This window comes from Lactobacillus acetotolerans DSM 20749 = JCM 3825, from assembly GCF_001436775.1.
Lineage (GTDB): Bacteria > Bacillota > Bacilli > Lactobacillales > Lactobacillaceae > Lactobacillus > Lactobacillus acetotolerans.
On the sequence record NZ_AYZC01000039.1, the window covers coordinates 1 to 14,750 of the forward strand.

13 protein-coding genes are annotated in these 14,750 nt (G+C 35.1%); 3 read left to right on the plus strand and 10 right to left on the minus strand.

Annotation, left to right across the window (positions count from 1 at the left end):
- Window positions 1-129: 129 nt before the first annotated feature.
- The 3 genes from FC77_RS06145 to FC77_RS08430 all read right to left on the minus strand — a co-directional run bounded on the left by FC77_RS06145 (window position 130) and on the right by FC77_RS08430 (window position 2,464).
- Window positions 130-1,011, minus strand: coding sequence for a proline iminopeptidase-family hydrolase (locus FC77_RS06145; protein ID WP_054682087.1), 882 nt, complete (start codon window positions 1,009-1,011; stop codon window positions 130-132).
- Window positions 1,012-1,158: 147 nt separating this feature from the next.
- Complete coding sequence (locus FC77_RS06150; RefSeq protein WP_308425642.1) at window positions 1,159-2,235, minus strand: PTS sugar transporter subunit IIC; 1,077 nt, start codon at window positions 2,233-2,235, stop codon at window positions 1,159-1,161.
- Between the two features lie 19 nt (window positions 2,236-2,254).
- Window positions 2,255-2,464 carry a hypothetical protein gene (locus FC77_RS08430; protein WP_308425643.1) on the minus strand — a complete coding sequence of 70 codons (210 nt, stop codon included), beginning with the start codon at window positions 2,462-2,464 and terminating at the stop codon, window positions 2,255-2,257.
- Window positions 2,465-2,667: 203 nt separating this feature from the next.
- Here FC77_RS08430 and FC77_RS06155 point away from each other — a divergent pair, with 203 nt between their 5' ends.
- A complete protein-coding gene (locus tag FC77_RS06155; protein ID WP_056970686.1) occupies window positions 2,668-3,396 on the plus strand; it encodes a MurR/RpiR family transcriptional regulator in 729 nt (242 codons plus the stop codon).
- Between the two features lie 124 nt (window positions 3,397-3,520).
- Window positions 3,521-4,951, plus strand: coding sequence for a 6-phospho-beta-glucosidase (locus tag FC77_RS06160; protein WP_056970688.1), 1,431 nt, complete (start codon window positions 3,521-3,523; stop codon window positions 4,949-4,951).
- 67 nt (window positions 4,952-5,018) lie between these two features.
- On the opposite strand, the gene FC77_RS06165 is transcribed toward FC77_RS06160, so the two are convergent.
- The 6 genes from FC77_RS06165 to FC77_RS06190 all read right to left on the minus strand — a co-directional run bounded on the left by FC77_RS06165 (window position 5,019) and on the right by FC77_RS06190 (window position 12,340).
- Window positions 5,019-5,990 (minus strand): ribose-phosphate diphosphokinase, encoded by a 972-nt coding sequence (locus FC77_RS06165; protein WP_056970690.1) that lies wholly within the window; start codon window positions 5,988-5,990, stop codon window positions 5,019-5,021.
- 167 nt (window positions 5,991-6,157) lie between these two features.
- A complete protein-coding gene (gene murQ, locus FC77_RS06170; protein ID WP_056970692.1) occupies window positions 6,158-7,054 on the minus strand; it encodes an N-acetylmuramic acid 6-phosphate etherase in 897 nt (298 codons plus the stop codon).
- Between the two features lie 6 nt (window positions 7,055-7,060).
- On the minus strand, window positions 7,061-9,055 hold the full coding sequence (locus FC77_RS06175; RefSeq protein ID WP_056970693.1) for a glucose PTS transporter subunit IIA: 1,995 nt from the start codon (window positions 9,053-9,055) through the stop codon (window positions 7,061-7,063).
- Window positions 9,056-9,192: 137 nt separating this feature from the next.
- The gene (locus FC77_RS06180; RefSeq protein ID WP_056970695.1) at window positions 9,193-10,056 is read right to left on the minus strand and encodes a MurR/RpiR family transcriptional regulator; all 864 of its coding nucleotides are present in this window, start codon (window positions 10,054-10,056) and stop codon (window positions 9,193-9,195) included.
- Window positions 10,057-10,211: 155 nt separating this feature from the next.
- Window positions 10,212-11,252 carry a DUF871 domain-containing protein gene (locus FC77_RS06185; protein ID WP_056970696.1) on the minus strand — a complete coding sequence of 347 codons (1,041 nt, stop codon included), beginning with the start codon at window positions 11,250-11,252 and terminating at the stop codon, window positions 10,212-10,214.
- Between the two features lie 158 nt (window positions 11,253-11,410).
- Entirely contained in the window at window positions 11,411-12,340 is a 930-nt protein-coding gene (locus FC77_RS06190; protein WP_056970698.1) for an SLAP domain-containing protein, read from the minus strand.
- Window positions 12,341-12,759: 419 nt separating this feature from the next.
- Here FC77_RS06190 and FC77_RS06195 point away from each other — a divergent pair, with 419 nt between their 5' ends.
- Window positions 12,760-13,779 (plus strand): serine hydrolase domain-containing protein, encoded by a 1,020-nt coding sequence (locus FC77_RS06195; RefSeq protein WP_054682075.1) that lies wholly within the window; start codon window positions 12,760-12,762, stop codon window positions 13,777-13,779.
- A gap of 77 nt (window positions 13,780-13,856) precedes the next feature.
- Here the strand turns inward: FC77_RS06195 and FC77_RS06200 are convergent, their stop codons facing one another.
- Entirely contained in the window at window positions 13,857-14,633 is a 777-nt protein-coding gene (locus FC77_RS06200) for an SLAP domain-containing protein (protein WP_056970700.1), read from the minus strand.
- Between the last annotated feature and the right edge of the window lie 117 nt (window positions 14,634-14,750).

A 14,750-nucleotide genomic window follows, 5' to 3' on the forward strand; every position in this document is an offset into this window, starting at 1 on the left:
AATAAAAAATCAATCTATGAGAAAGATCTATTTACACAAAAGATTTGACAGTTTCTTCTTTAAAATCAGTAGTGCTTGAAACAGTACTACTATTACTTAATATAAAATAAATAACTTAAATATTAAAATTTATTTTTCAACTTCATTAATAAATTTGCTTATTGCACTAAAGTAATCTTTTTGATCATCAAAAATTGAAAAATGACTGCCATTTGGACAAATATGTGCTTGACCATTCGGTAAACGTTTGGCTAATGCTTTAATTTCCTCAGGATTCATTGAATCGTATTTGCCACCTAATACTAATGCTGGTATTTTAATATTCTTAAGACGATCACGAATATTCCAATTCTTTAATGATCCAGTAATTGTAAATTCTGTCGGCCCCTGTAAAGTAACGTATACTTGTTCATTTAAATGTTCAAAAGTTCTCTTAACAGCATCCGGCCAAGGCTTTAAACGGCAAATGCAACGCTGGTACAACTTGCCTAATAATTCATTGTAATGGTGATCATCAAAATTACCCTTTGCTTCAATTTCTTTCATGTACTTTACATCTGCAGGATCCATAGTTTCACGATACTTATTGATATATTTGGCATAATCAGCATAATTATCAACCATATTTGAATCAATCAATCCTTTTAAATGCCTTCCATATGCTGAAGCCGCATACTCCAAAGCCAAAGTGCCACCCCAGGATTGACCATATAGATAGAATTGGTCCAAGTGCCATGCCTTCCGGACCTCTTCAATTTCTCTAAGGAAACGATCTATTGTCCATAAGCTAGGGTCATTAGGCTGGTCGGAAAAATACGAACCCAATTGATCATAATAAATAACCTCAACTTCAGGATGCTTCTTAACATAAGCGGTAAATGGTTCTAAATATTCATGGGTCATCCCTGGACCACCATGAAGTAAAAGTATTTTAACTTTACCTAATCCTACCCTTCTAGTCCAAACATGGTAATTATTTTCTAATGTTACAATTCTAGTTTCTGCAGGCATAAAATAACTCCTTAATTAATTTTTACTATTTCATCCATTATAGTTCTTATTGTGATAATTTAATTTTAAAATTTTGCAAAATTAAAAGGGCACTCTCACAAGTGCCCTTTTAAATTATTATTTAAAGTATACTTTTACTTTGCAGTATTAACGGTCACCGTCTTGTTCTTCTTTATATGCTTGGTTATCAGCAATTTTAAAGAATGGATACCACATTAAAGTACTTATTACTACTACAACAATAGCAATAAGAAGTAATGGAAATCCCCCATTAATAAATCCAGCAATGATACCAGGTGTGGTCCAAGGTAACATAATCATTGGATTAAAAGTATGAGCAATATTAATTACTGGAATTAATACCCAAGTTACCATACCAATAATAATTGGTGTAACCACCATTGGAATGAAGAAAGTTGGATTTAACATGATCGGCATACCAAATATTAATGGTTCATTAATATTAAACAAAGCTGGAACACTGGCTAATTTCAACATTTCCTTATAACGTTGAGATTTTGCTCTAAACATTGAAATGATCAATCCAATTGTCGTACCCTGACCACCAAAGGCATTACCTAAAGCAATCATCAAAACTGCCATCGTTAAGTATGGTAAAGCATGACCAGCTTTATAAGCATTTTGATTCAAAATTCCGTTTGCCATAAGAATTGGCATAACGATACCATAAATCATATTTGGGTGAATTCCGAAGAACCATAATAAGTTGGCAAGTGTATAGATAGCGATCAGACTAATTGGTGATGCGGTAAAGCCTTGAAGTGGTACTTGAATGATCTTAGTAACAAAATCAAAGATATCATTAAATGGTGTATATGCAAACAATCCTCTAATAATAGTCATTAAGATTAAAACTGCACCAGCAATTAATGAGGGTTGCAAAGATTCTGCAACGTTAGGTGGAACACTGGATGGTAGTTCAATTACTAAATGTTTTTTATTTAAGAAAACATAAAACCAACCTATGAGCCAACCTACTAAAATAGCAACTACGATTCCTGAAGCTCCAACATAATTAGTAGAAAAAGCTGTCAATTTAGTTAACTTTCCATTCGTTCCCAACATTTTTGCCATATAATCCTGCGGCATCAAAATTAAAAAACCAGAAATAGCTAACAAACCAGCAGGCAATGGATTATATTTACATTTCTCGGCATAGACATATGCAAAGTTAAATACAACAAACAATGCTAGTGCATTCATCGTTGCATTCTGGGCAGCACTAATAATGAGTTGCCCAGCCTACTTTTTGCAAGAATTGCATCCAAGCCGGAATTGGAAAGTTACCAATTAATAGAACAAGAGCACCACCTAAAGTAATTGGGGTGATTCTCATAAAAGCTTCTGCTAAAGATGAAAAGAATAAATTATGACTCACCCATTTAGCGATTGGGGCAATGAATTTATTCAAAAATTTCTGAAGATTCTTCACAAATAAAACCTACTTTCTTTTTTACTGTATCCGCTTACTAATATCAACAATTTTATTCTATGTAAATATCCCAATAAGTTCAATAAAATAAGGGAAAACTGGAAGATTTATTAATAGTTGCTATTTAAGCCATTTTTGAAACGCCTTGTTCCATTAGCTCAATGCCTATGCTATGCTAAAAATAAGTGAAGGAAGGTAATAAAATGGCATTTTTTGGATTTAAAGATTTATCATCATTATCTAACGTGGACATGACCATTTATAGTTATGTCACCCAAAATAACGAAAAGGTAGCTTATATGCGCGTGCGTGATATAGCTAAAAACGCACATGTTTCTAACTCATCAGTGATGCGATTTGTTCACAAAGTTGGATTTTCTAGTTTCCCCGAATTCAAAGCATTTATCAAAAATAAAGGAAATGGTTATTCAAAAAACTCAGTCTTTAATTTTGTAAACAAAAATAATTTCCCAATAAATATCGAAAATAAAATTTCAGTTGCTGCGGATTTCCTTTATCAGGCTGACAATATTATCTTAATAGGGGTTGGTTCATCTGCTTTTCTAGCTGGTTATACTGCCCGTCGTTTGGCAACATTGGGTTACAATACCAACGCCGCATCTGATCCTTTTTATCCTCTGAGTTCCCAATTGCATAATACGTCTAATAATGCTTTAATTGTTTTTTCGGTAACCGGTGAAACTAGTGAACTAATTGAATTATTAAATAATTTTGTTAATGATGGTGATACAACAATTATTAGTATTACTGGTAACGAAGCAAGTACTATTGGAAAAATGAGCCGTTATTGCCTATCGTACAAAGAGACAGAATATCATGTATATCATTATTATGATCTATCTTCACAAATTCCCGCAGTATATATTGCGGAAGGAATAACACATGCTCTTCAAGATAAAAGCAGGAAATAGAACACCCTGTTCCATACTTGAAATAATAACCACTCCTAAGCAAATATACCTAAAAGCAATTTATTTTCCTAAAAATTAAATCAATTTCATATAATAATTTATAAATAAGACAGGAGCAATCATTATGAATAGTAAAACTTTTAAGAAAAATTTTTTATGGGGTGGTGCCGTTGCTGCTCACCAGTTAGAAGGAGCTTATAATGAAGGTGGAAAAGGACTTTCAATTGCAGATTTAATGACCTTAGGAAGTAACAAAAAGCCTAGGGAATTAACTAAAACTGTTGAAAAAAGCAAATATTATCCTAATCATAAAGCAATTGATTTTTATCATCATTACAAAGGTGATATTGCACTGATGGCAGAAATGGGTTTTAAAGCATTTCGAACTTCAATCGCTTGGACACGGATTTTCCCCAATGGTGACGAAACTAAGCCCAATGAAGCAGGATTAAAATTTTATGATCACGTTTTTGATGAATGTTTGAAACATAATATTCAGCCTGTAGTTACACTTTCACATTTTGAAATGCCCTACCATTTGGTAACTAAATACGGTGGCTGGTCTAACCGCAAACTAATTACTTTCTTTACTCGTTTTGCTCATGTATGTTTTGAACGTTATCACAACAAAGTTAAATATTGGATGACTTTTAACGAGATCAACAACCAAACAAATTATGATAGTGATATTTCTGTCTACGAAGATTCTGGAATTAAATTTAAAGCTGGTGATGATAAGCAAAAAATAATGTACCAAGCAGCTCACTATGAATTAGTAGCCAGTAGTGAAGTTGTACAGATTGGTCATGCTATTGATCCTTCTCTACAAATTGGTTGTATGCTAGCATTTTGCCCTATCTATCCTGCCACTTCTAAGCCAGAAGATGTCTTATTCACAAAACGAGCCATGGATAGCAGACTCTACTTTGGTGATGTTCAGGTTAACGGTGAATACCCTAATTGGCTCAAAACTTATTTTAAAAACAAAAATTATAATCTGGATATTACTGGCAAAGACTTAGAGATTCTTAAACTTGGTACAGTTGATTACATCGGCTTTTCGTATTACATGTCCTTCACTACTAAATACACAAATCATATGGATTATCGGGAAAGTAAAGACCTAGTACGTAATCCATTTATTAAAATAAGTGATTGGGGATGGCCGATTGATCCAGTAGGTTTGCGATACGCTTTAAATTGGATGACCACTCGTTGGCACAAGCCACTATTTGTAGTTGAAAATGGTTTAGGAGCATATGATAAATTAACTAGTGATCACAAAATCCATGATGATTATAGAATAAATTATTTAAGAGAACACATTATACAAATGAGGAAAGCTGTCACAGAAGATGGTGTTGATTTAATAGGCTACCTACCATGGGGATGTATCGATCTAGTCTCTGCAAGTACTGGTGAAATGAAAAAACGCTATGGTTTTATTTACGTTGATGAAGATGATTATGGAAATGGTTCATTGAAACGTTATAAGAAAGATTCATTTTATTGGTATAAAAAAGTTATAGCTACTAATGGAAAAGATTTAGATTAAAAATTTATAACACAGCAAAATAGACTAGCCTTGAAAGGCTAGTCTATTTGTTTGTTAAGAATCTCTATTAGTGTTTATCTTGTTGGTATCTCGTATTAAACAGAGGGCTAAGTGGTTCATGCTTTTGAATGCACTTAATTGCATCCCCCATTAAAGGTCCTACGGAGACTAACAACATCTTATCAATTTTCTTCTCAGCTGGCTGATTAATTGAATCAGTTAAGACCAAGTTCTTAATCGGTGCATCGTTTAATCTCTTAATTGCAGGACCAGATAATATAGCATGAGTTGCACTTGCATAAACTTCAGTTGCCCCAGCATTAATCAATGCCTTAGAAGCTAAAGAAATAGTCCCAGCAGTATCAATCATATCATCAATAATGATCGCTCTCTTGCCCTTAACATTACCAATAATATTCATAATCTCAGCAACATTAGCCCTTGGACGGCGCTTATCAACAATTGCAATCGGCGTCCCCAAAAATTCAGCAAGTTTTCTTGCACGGGTAACACCACCGTGATCTGGTGAAACCACAACTGCATTTTCTTCCAAGTGGTTACGTAAGAAGTAATCAGCCAGCAGTGGCGCACCCATTAAGTTATCAACAGGAATGTCGAAAAAGCCTTGAATCTGTGGTGCATGTAAATCAAGAGAAAGTACCCGATCTGCACCAGCTGTTTGTAACATATCAGCAACAAGCTTAGCAGTAATTGGTTCACGTGCCCGGGTCTTACGATCTTGACGAGCATAACCGTAATATGGCATCACAATATTAATTGTGTGGGCACTGGCACGACGAACAGCATCAATCATAATCAAAAGTTCCATCAAATTATCATTAACTGGAGCACTCGTTGATTGGATCAGATATACATCTTTACCACGAACAGATTCATCGATATTAATTTGAATTTCACCATCGCTAAAACGCTGAGCACTGGATTTGCTAAGTGGCACACCGACACGTTTAGCAATTTTTTTAGCCAATGGTATATTCGAATTAAGGGCAAACATCATCATATTGTCTTTATAAGACATAATTTCCTCCGTAAAAATATGTTAACAACTTATATTTTATCAAAAGTTGCACCAAAAGGGACTATACACAGTTTATTATTCACCTTTGCCCCTTCACATTCAAGTCTCCAAACATATATTAGAATACAAAAAAGGTAAACATCCATCTCGGATATTTACCTTAATTTCTATTTTTCTTTTAAAATCTGGCTAACATTACCATGCTCTTGGGCCAATAACTTCTGGGAATCTTCCCTATTTTTACCTGTTTTAAGCATAACAATGGTAAGAGACACATTGTTATTGGTCTTTTTCAAAGCCTTTAAAGCTTTTTCTTTACTTGCACCTGTAGTTACATTGATTATTCTGCAAGCACGGTCAACAAGCTTAGAATTAGTCGGTTGCACATCAATCATCACGTTTTGATACACCTTACCTTGACGAATCATTACGCCGGTAGAAATTGTATTCAAAATCATTTTTTGTGCGGTTCCCGCTTTCATTCTGGTTGAACCAGTAATTACTTCTGGACCAACAACTGCTTCAATCGCAACCACTGCATGCTTACCAATCTCAGAATCAGGCACACAGGCAATCGATGCAGAAAACGCACCAACATTCTTAGCATAATCAAGACAGCCGATCACATATGGTGTACGGCCACTGGCAGCTAAACCAAGAACAGTGTCATTTTGATTTAAGTTAAGCGCACGGAGATCTTTTTCACCTAGTTCAGCTGAATCTTCCGCTCCTTCAACGGCACGATACATTGCACCCTTACCGCCAGCTATTAATCCAACCGCACGCTCAGGTTTAATGCCATAAGTAGGGACAAGTTCAGCTGCATCCAATACGCCTAAACGGCCACTGGTACCAGCACCAACATAAATGAGCCGACCACCTTGAGCATAACGCTTAGAAGCTTCATCAATTACTTGAGCAATTTGTTTATCTTGCGTACCAACGGCTACAGCAACTTTTTTATCTTCATTGTTAATAGTTTTTACCATATCAAGAGTTGACATAGTATCGATATGTGTTGTTGCCGGATTACGTCTTTCGGTTACTAAATTTTTAATCTCCATATTTACCTACTTTGTAGTTACTTCCAAGACACTTTGTCCGGCTTGGATCTTACCGGGCTTAACAGCAGACATCTTGGCAACTTGCTTCATATTAGTAACGGCAGTAATCACAACTGGATCTTTCCCAGCTGCTTTAATTGCGGCGATATCCATTTGTGCTAAAACGGTACCTCCTTTAACTGTTTGACCCTCTTTAACTTTAATATCAAAGGGAGCACCCTTTAAATCAACTGTATCAAGCCCAAAGTGTAACAGAATTTCTAAACCACCTTTGGCAGATGTCATAGTAATTGCATGTTTAGTTGACATAACCGTCACAATTTTACCATCCGTAGGAGCAAGAATTTTGCCATCGCTTGGATTGACTGCAAAACCGTCACCGACCATTTTCTTAGAGAATACATCGTCATTAACAGAGGTCATTTCTTCAAGTTGACCACTGACTGGTGCAACAAAATTAACTGTAGCTTTTTCACTTTTAACAGCATTAGAATTATTTACTTTTTTAATTGTATTATTTGCTGGAACAGTTCCAACTAAAGTACCATTTTCATTTTTAGCAACATTGGCACCCTTAGGAACTCCCCAGAAGAAAGTTGCAATAAAACCACCAGCATAAGCAGCAAGCAAGCCAAGGCAGTATGCCCACCACATATTATTAGCAATTAATGGAATCAAAGCGATACCTGAAGTCCCAATAGCAATTGAACCGACATTATGAAAAGCACCGATAACGGCACCGCCGATACCACCACCAATACAAGCAGTAATAAACGGACGACCTAGTGGTAAAGTAACACCATAAATTAATGGCTCACCAACACCTAAAATACCAACAGGTAAAGCACCCTTAATTAATTTAGTTAATTGCTTATTCTTTCGGCATTTTACCCATAAAGCAATTGCGGCACCAACTTGTCCGGCACCAGCCATAGCTAAAATTGGTAATAATGGGGTATACCCTAATTTTTGAATCATTTGTAAGTGAATTGGTGTCAGGATTTGGTGTAAACCAAACATTACCATTGGTAAGAAGGCTAAGCCTAATACGAAGCCGGCGAATGGTCCACCAACCTTTAAGATCCAATTAATGCCACCAACAAGTGAGTTAGAAACCCAACCGGCAAACGGCATAATGGCAAAGACTGTAAGTAGACCCATAATTAACAGGGTTAAAAATGGGGTAAAGATAAGATCCAAAGAATCAGTAATATACTTATGGAAGAACTTTTCTACATAAGACATTAACCATACAGCAAGTAGAACACCGATGATACCACCTTGTCCGGCAGCTAATGGCTTACCATCAAAGATGTTAGGAATAGTTGTAGGAGCAACAACCCCTGGCAGATAAACGATACCACCAATAATACCACCAAGACCGGCTGTGGCGCCGAACTCCTTAGCAGTATTGATACCAACGTAAATGTTTAAATACATAAATAAACCGTTGGCAATCATTCCTAAAACAGTTACACCCAAGTTCCAACTCATTGGAAGCATCTTGGCTGTTAACATGTTTCTTAAAATACCAGCAACACCAGAAATTAAACCGGCACCGATAAAAGCTGGAATTAATGGAATAAAGATAGCAGAGATATGCTGTAAAATCTTCCGCCACCATGTTTGTTTAAGTGAAGCCTTGTGAGCTGCATGAACTTGCGCAGCTTTTTCAGAAACTTCACTCTTATCTTGTTCATAAGTCGTTTGATTACCAGTATTTTCAGGGAAAGGATCGTTTTCCTTAACTCCAGCTTGGCTAACCATACTTGTAGCAACCTTGGCATTAACACCAGGTCCTAAAACGACCTCAAGCGTTTCACCTTTAACAACTCCAAGAACACCGTCAACTTTTTCAAGTCCGGCGACGTCTACCTTAGACATATCTTTAATATCAATTCGAAGACGTGTCATACAGTGATACAAAGACTTAACATTTTGCATCCCACCAATATAGGCATATATTTGGTTGCCCAATTTGGTATATTTATCTGCACTCATTGATTTTTCCTCCTATTTGTCAATAAATTCAGTATAATCTTAGCTATACCAATTTGCAATTCAATATTATAAAATTGCAAATATTATTGATTAAATAATATTTAGTTTAAAGTAATTGGCTTAGACCAAATAATTATTTATCTAATTTTAAAATGTGACTTATAATTTTCAGCCGATTGTCTAGACGTCGTAATCGCTCTAAAACTCTGATTAAAATCACGGCTGAAATATAAATAAAAAACCACATCAACAACATAAAACTGTCCGGTGATCGAATTAGTCGCACCTACCCTTACATCTGGCTCAATTGGTTTACAGGTTATTAAGGCTATATCTGCTTTTTTAGCTAAACGATTTTGACCAAACCTAGTTAATGCAATAGTAAAAATACCATGTTTTCTAGCATAATTAGCTAACCATAAAATTTCTGGTGTTTCACCGGAATTAGAAATCAACCACAAAGTATCTTCTTTAGTAGCATTACTTAATTCTGCTAAAAAGACATTAATATCTTGATTAAAGACTACATGAAAACCAATTCTTGACCATTTTTGATAGATATTCTCAGCTGCCAATGAAGAGGCCCCCACTCCAAAAACATACAAGGTTTTTGTCTTTAATAACCGATGAACAACAACCTCACAGTTTCTTTTTTTAAGTAAGTCTTTAGTTTGATTGATATTTTTTACATCATTTTCAACCAATTTATTACAAATAGAAGAAAAAGATTCATTTTCTTTGATATCTAATTGTGGGCTTGAATCACTAACGTTTCTGGCCAAGTCACCAGATATCATAATCTTCATTGCTGTAAAAGAATCAATATCAAGTTTTCTTACCATCCTAGTTACCGTTGCTGCACTGGAGCCAGCTAATTCCGCCAATTGATTAATGCTCGCAGCAATCGCTTTTTGAGGATGCTTTAATATATAATTTGCTGTTTTAATTTCAGTTAATGTTAAATCCTTCCTGGCAGATTCAACTCGCATTTGAAAATTCATAGTCATCCTTTTCACTGTTATTTATTAATGATTACGCTTACATTATAAAACTAAAGAAAATAAATTTCAAAAGTATAAATAAATATTTGTTAATAATTTTCATAACTTAAACTAAAAAAAGGTCTAAAATCAATTTAGACCTCTTTTATTTATGCTTATTCAAAAATCATCTTTGTCTTTGATTGAATAAAGTTTAGCAAAGGCAAATCAGAACGAACCACATGTCCTAAAACATTAACTTTTTCATCTGGAAGTAAATCACGTTTAGTAATTTGTAATTCACCTTTATACCGTAAGTAACGATCATTATCACAAGTTATGGTTCCTTTAGGACGAGCCAATACCTCAGTTTGTGGTTGAGTAGAAAATACTTGTCTAATTCTTCCCTCAGTCAAACGAATTACATCTCGCGCTACATCAGGTCGGTTATGCCATTCATTAGCAGATAATTTTGGAATAGAACGAGCAACGTGCAAAGTAATGGCATCTTTTTTAGCGTAATTAGTAAAACTGTCAGCCGCCTCTTTTGAAAAGTCATCGTCTCCAACAAAAATGTGATCGCATTCTAAATCTTTTAATTCCAACATGGCTGCTAACGGATTTTCGTCACGTTGCTTTTCCAAAGTTGGTAAACCCGCATGAATTGGGCCACGCTTCTTTGCATCCCCTGCTATAAAAGCCATTGTCTGCATGCCAGATTTATGTAGCCAAGTATTCTTCTCTTTAAGCCAAGCAGCATCTAAGCCGGTTTCAGGTCGTGGATAATAATTATGCCAAGCCTGTAAATGGTCAAAGTCAGCATTATAGTCTTTTAATTCATCTATATCGTCTTCCATAATGGTACTGGCATTCAAGGCTATAGGCATAACTTTAGACAATTTAGCAACAGTGGCAAAATCAACCCCATCATCAATTCTTAAGCCGGTTAAAGCCAACTTCTTGATTTGATCAATATCAGAAATATCAATTCCTAATTTTTTTAAACCTTCTTTAGAAACATCTGCAATAATGGATAAATCTAAATCTTTACACCACTTGGTTAATTTACCTAAACGGCTCAAAACAAGACTTAGGTCATTCTCAGGAATATGCAGCGATGTAAATATAGTAGAAAAGCCTGCATTACGCATCATAATTAAATAATTATAATCATCGGCCGTTAAATCATGACCGAGATAAATTGAAAAACCTAACATTAAATCCCCTAAAATAATTCTATTTTATTTTTAAAACTAACTTATACGTATATATTTTATACTACCATAGTTTTAAATTGATATTTTAGGAACGAAAAATCCAACCCAACTTAATGGATTGGAAAAAAATAATTATTATTTTTTAATTAATTCAACAATTACTTGTTAGTTGTTGCGTTTGTGGTAGGTGTAGTGGTTGAGCCAGTAGTTGCTGGGGTAGTAGTTCCAGTTGTAGTAGTAGTTGACTTATCAGTTGCAGGTTTAGTTGCATCTGTCTTATCAGTTGCTGGCTTCTTAGTATCAGTAGCTGGGGTAGTCTTTGCAGGCTTCTTAGTTACTGTCTTCTTAGCAGCCTTAACAGCTTTGCCATTAATAGAAGCAATGTTAGCTACCTTAATGTATTGGTTCTTGCCATTAATTTGGTAAACAGGTACTGACTTCTTGCCAATCTTAATATTCTTGGCTTTATTTACAGTAACTTTCTTACCTTTTTTAATAACTTTTTTGTTGGTCTTACCCTTACTGTTATATACGTAAGCGTTGTGACCTAAAACAGCAATTAATTTTTTACTTGAAGCTTTCTTAGCTGGCTTCTTGGTTGCTGCCTTTTTAGTAGTGTTAGCTACCTTTATATAGTCATTCTTAGCAATACGGTAGTATTTCTTACCATTGATAGAAGTTACATTGCCATAATACTTAAGAGTTACACCCTTAGCAATAACGGCATTCTTACCACCGCCCATATACTTAGTGTCTCTCTTACCGTTCTTGTTATAAACGTAAGCATTGTGAGTAAGCTTGATCTTACCTTGCTTAACAGCAGCGGTCTTCTTAGATGCAGCTTTCTTTGAAGTAGTCTTCTTTGCAGCTACCTTCTTAGGGGTTGACTTTTTAGAAACAACCTTTTTAGTGGTAGTAGCTTTTGAAGCTGCTTTCTTAGATGCAACTGCTTTTGTAGTAGCACCCTTCTTAACAGTTGTTGACTTAGTTGCAGTAGCTGCGTTTGATACTTGTGTAGCACCTAATGCTGGGGCAACACCCATCAAAACTGCAGCTGATAACATAATTACTTTATGACTTAATCTCATAAATATCACCTCATATGAAATATTTCATTTCCGTTACAATTTATATTGTAGTGCAAAAAATATTATTCGGAGCATATCGTTACCATTTCTTAATAACTTTAATAACATCCTTTTATTCCGGGTTTTATCAAGTAAAAATTGGTTAAATAATCCAACTTTTTATCAGATTAATATTTCTATTCAAAATTCTTTTCAAATAGCAAAGCAATGCGGTACACTTAAACAGACTAAAGCCTGTTATATATTTCAGGTCAGCCCTAGGAGGCGTTTTTTTGAAAAAAACATTTTTAGTATTAGCCGCATCCCTTGTTTTAGGTGCTAGTGCAATGACAGCTGTCAGTCCATCAACAAATACGGTGCAGGCTGCAAGCACGAAAAAAGCTACAACTCAAAAACAAACTGCAGCACAACAAGCAAAAATGCGTACTTTTGTTAGACAAACTCTAAACGATAACCACGTTCGGGGTACTACGGTGGTTGTTAAAAATGGTGTGCCACAGCAAATTAGCTATGGGTATGCTTGGTATGGTAACAACATGGGTAATGGAGACCCTGAAATTACCTATCCTGCCTGTTCATTACAAAAAGTTATAACAGCAGCCATAATTACCCAATTAATTAATGAAAAAGTTGGAACTAGCGATCATTTTTCTCAATACACTACAATCAATCGTTGGTATCCCGATTTAAAGAATTCTAGTTTAGTTACTGTTGGAGACTTATTAGCCAACACATCTGGAAACACAGTTGGTAATACCGAAGTTGACCGTGATCAAGACTATACAGAACAAGAAGCCATTGACTGGATAATTAATGATATTAATGACAGTCCGTCTGGTCAAATTGGTAGCTACTTCTACAACAACGCTAACTACATTTTACTCGCCGGAATTATCAGTAAATTAACTGGTAAATCATATGAGCAAAATTTTGAAGATAGAATTGTTAATAAGTTAGGATTAAAGGGTACTTACCTTTATCAAGATATTCCAACTGGTATGACTGATCCTATTTCTTATAATTATGATTACCAAACCGGCAAGAACTATCAAAATGCTGTTTACGTACCATCTACACTTGCTTCACAAATTCCAGGTGCCGGTAACATGTTTACTACCCCAATGGATTACTACAAAATTCAAGTTGCTTTGACCGATGGCACAATTTTGGACAAAGATGACTTTAACTATATGACTCATGTAAAGAGTAGGGTTAATAATTACGCAGCTGGAACTTATCTAGATAATAACGACAACATTAAGTCTGCCTACGGTAATTTAAGAGGTACCCATTTTGGCAACTGGTATCAATTAACAACAGATAACAAAAATGGTTTAATTATGTTTCTTAACCAAACCGATGACAATGAAAAAGATGTTAAAGCTGTAGGTTACGATATTTTGCAACATATTAAGCCTAATACCTTCGTTGCAAACTAAAAATTAGAAATTAAATAAAACACAAAATCCATTAAGGGAAAATTCCTTAATGGATTTTTTATATAAGTAATTTAAATTTAATAATCTAAATCCTTAAAATGTTTGCCAGAATTTTCTTTAGCTAATTCAGGTGTCTTCCAGGCAACGGCTTGCGTCCAGGTCTTAGCACCAGTACCGATTACAATTACTGGTTGACCAGCTTCTTTATGCAGACCGTATGATAGACCATCTCCACCTACTGCACCCCACTTAATTACCTGAACATAATTTATTCCACGAACCTTGGTAAGAGAAGTATCGCTCCAGTCTCTACTTGCATCACGATAAGCCCGTGACCACTTAGTTAAGTTTGTCTTATCACCGAAGTGTTTATTCATGACATGCAGTTCAGGTTTATAACCTTTGTTATTAATCACATTTTGCCCAATCACTAATTTCTCAGGCTTCTTAGTATAAGAATCAATATAATACCATGTCCCCTGCATATCTTTTGGAACATTAAACAGTCCTTCGTCACCTGGTAATTTATTTACCAGTTTTAATTTTCTACCCGTTAATTTGCCTACATTAGCGGCCTTAACATATTGCTTACGATTATTAATTCTATAAAACAGCTTGGTTCCAATGGCCTTAAGTTGATTTACATTAATACTTCTACCTTTTTTAATAGCTTTTTTGTTCGTCTTACCTTTCGAATTATAAATATAAGCATTGCGCTTAAGTAGGACAGTAGTCGTAGCATTTTTACTAGCCGCAGCTTGAACATTTGAACTTGGTATCGAAGCTGCTACCACTGGACTTATACTTAGCAAAGCTGCTGCAGATACCATTAATAACTTTCGACTTAATTTCATATAAAGCATCTCCAAATATTTCATTTTCGTTACAAATGTAATTATACTGCAATAAAAGATACAAAACAGACTAACCTAGTGTTGGATTATGAATCGACGGATTCATGATCTGGCACT

Excerpts from the sequence above, each read along its gene's own strand:
- FC77_RS06185 (WP_056970696.1), bottom strand. The coding sequence starts at position 11,252 with ATGTTAGGTTTTTCAATTTATCTCGGTCATGATTTAACGGCCGATGAT.
- FC77_RS06155 (WP_056970686.1), top strand. The coding sequence starts at position 2,668 with ATGGCATTTTTTGGATTTAAAGATTTATCATCATTATCTAACGTGGAC.
- FC77_RS06165 (WP_056970690.1), bottom strand. The coding sequence starts at position 5,990 with ATGTCTTATAAAGACAATATGATGATGTTTGCCCTTAATTCGAATATA.
- FC77_RS06200 (WP_056970700.1), bottom strand. The coding sequence starts at position 14,633 with ATGAAATTAAGTCGAAAGTTATTAATGGTATCTGCAGCAGCTTTGCTA.
- FC77_RS06175 (WP_056970693.1), bottom strand. The coding sequence starts at position 9,055 with ATGAGTGCAGATAAATATACCAAATTGGGCAACCAAATATATGCCTAT.
- FC77_RS06180 (WP_056970695.1), bottom strand. The coding sequence starts at position 10,056 with ATGAATTTTCAAATGCGAGTTGAATCTGCCAGGAAGGATTTAACATTA.
- murQ (WP_056970692.1), bottom strand. The coding sequence starts at position 7,054 with ATGGAGATTAAAAATTTAGTAACCGAAAGACGTAATCCGGCAACAACA.
- FC77_RS06195 (WP_054682075.1), top strand. The coding sequence starts at position 12,760 with ATGCGTACTTTTGTTAGACAAACTCTAAACGATAACCACGTTCGGGGT.
- FC77_RS06190 (WP_056970698.1), bottom strand. The coding sequence starts at position 12,340 with ATGAGATTAAGTCATAAAGTAATTATGTTATCAGCTGCAGTTTTGATG.
- FC77_RS06150 (WP_308425642.1), bottom strand. The coding sequence starts at position 2,235 with ATGAATGCACTAGCATTGTTTGTTGTATTTAACTTTGCATATGTCTAT.
- FC77_RS06160 (WP_056970688.1), top strand. The coding sequence starts at position 3,521 with ATGAATAGTAAAACTTTTAAGAAAAATTTTTTATGGGGTGGTGCCGTT.
- FC77_RS06145 (WP_054682087.1), bottom strand. The coding sequence starts at position 1,011 with ATGCCTGCAGAAACTAGAATTGTAACATTAGAAAATAATTACCATGTT.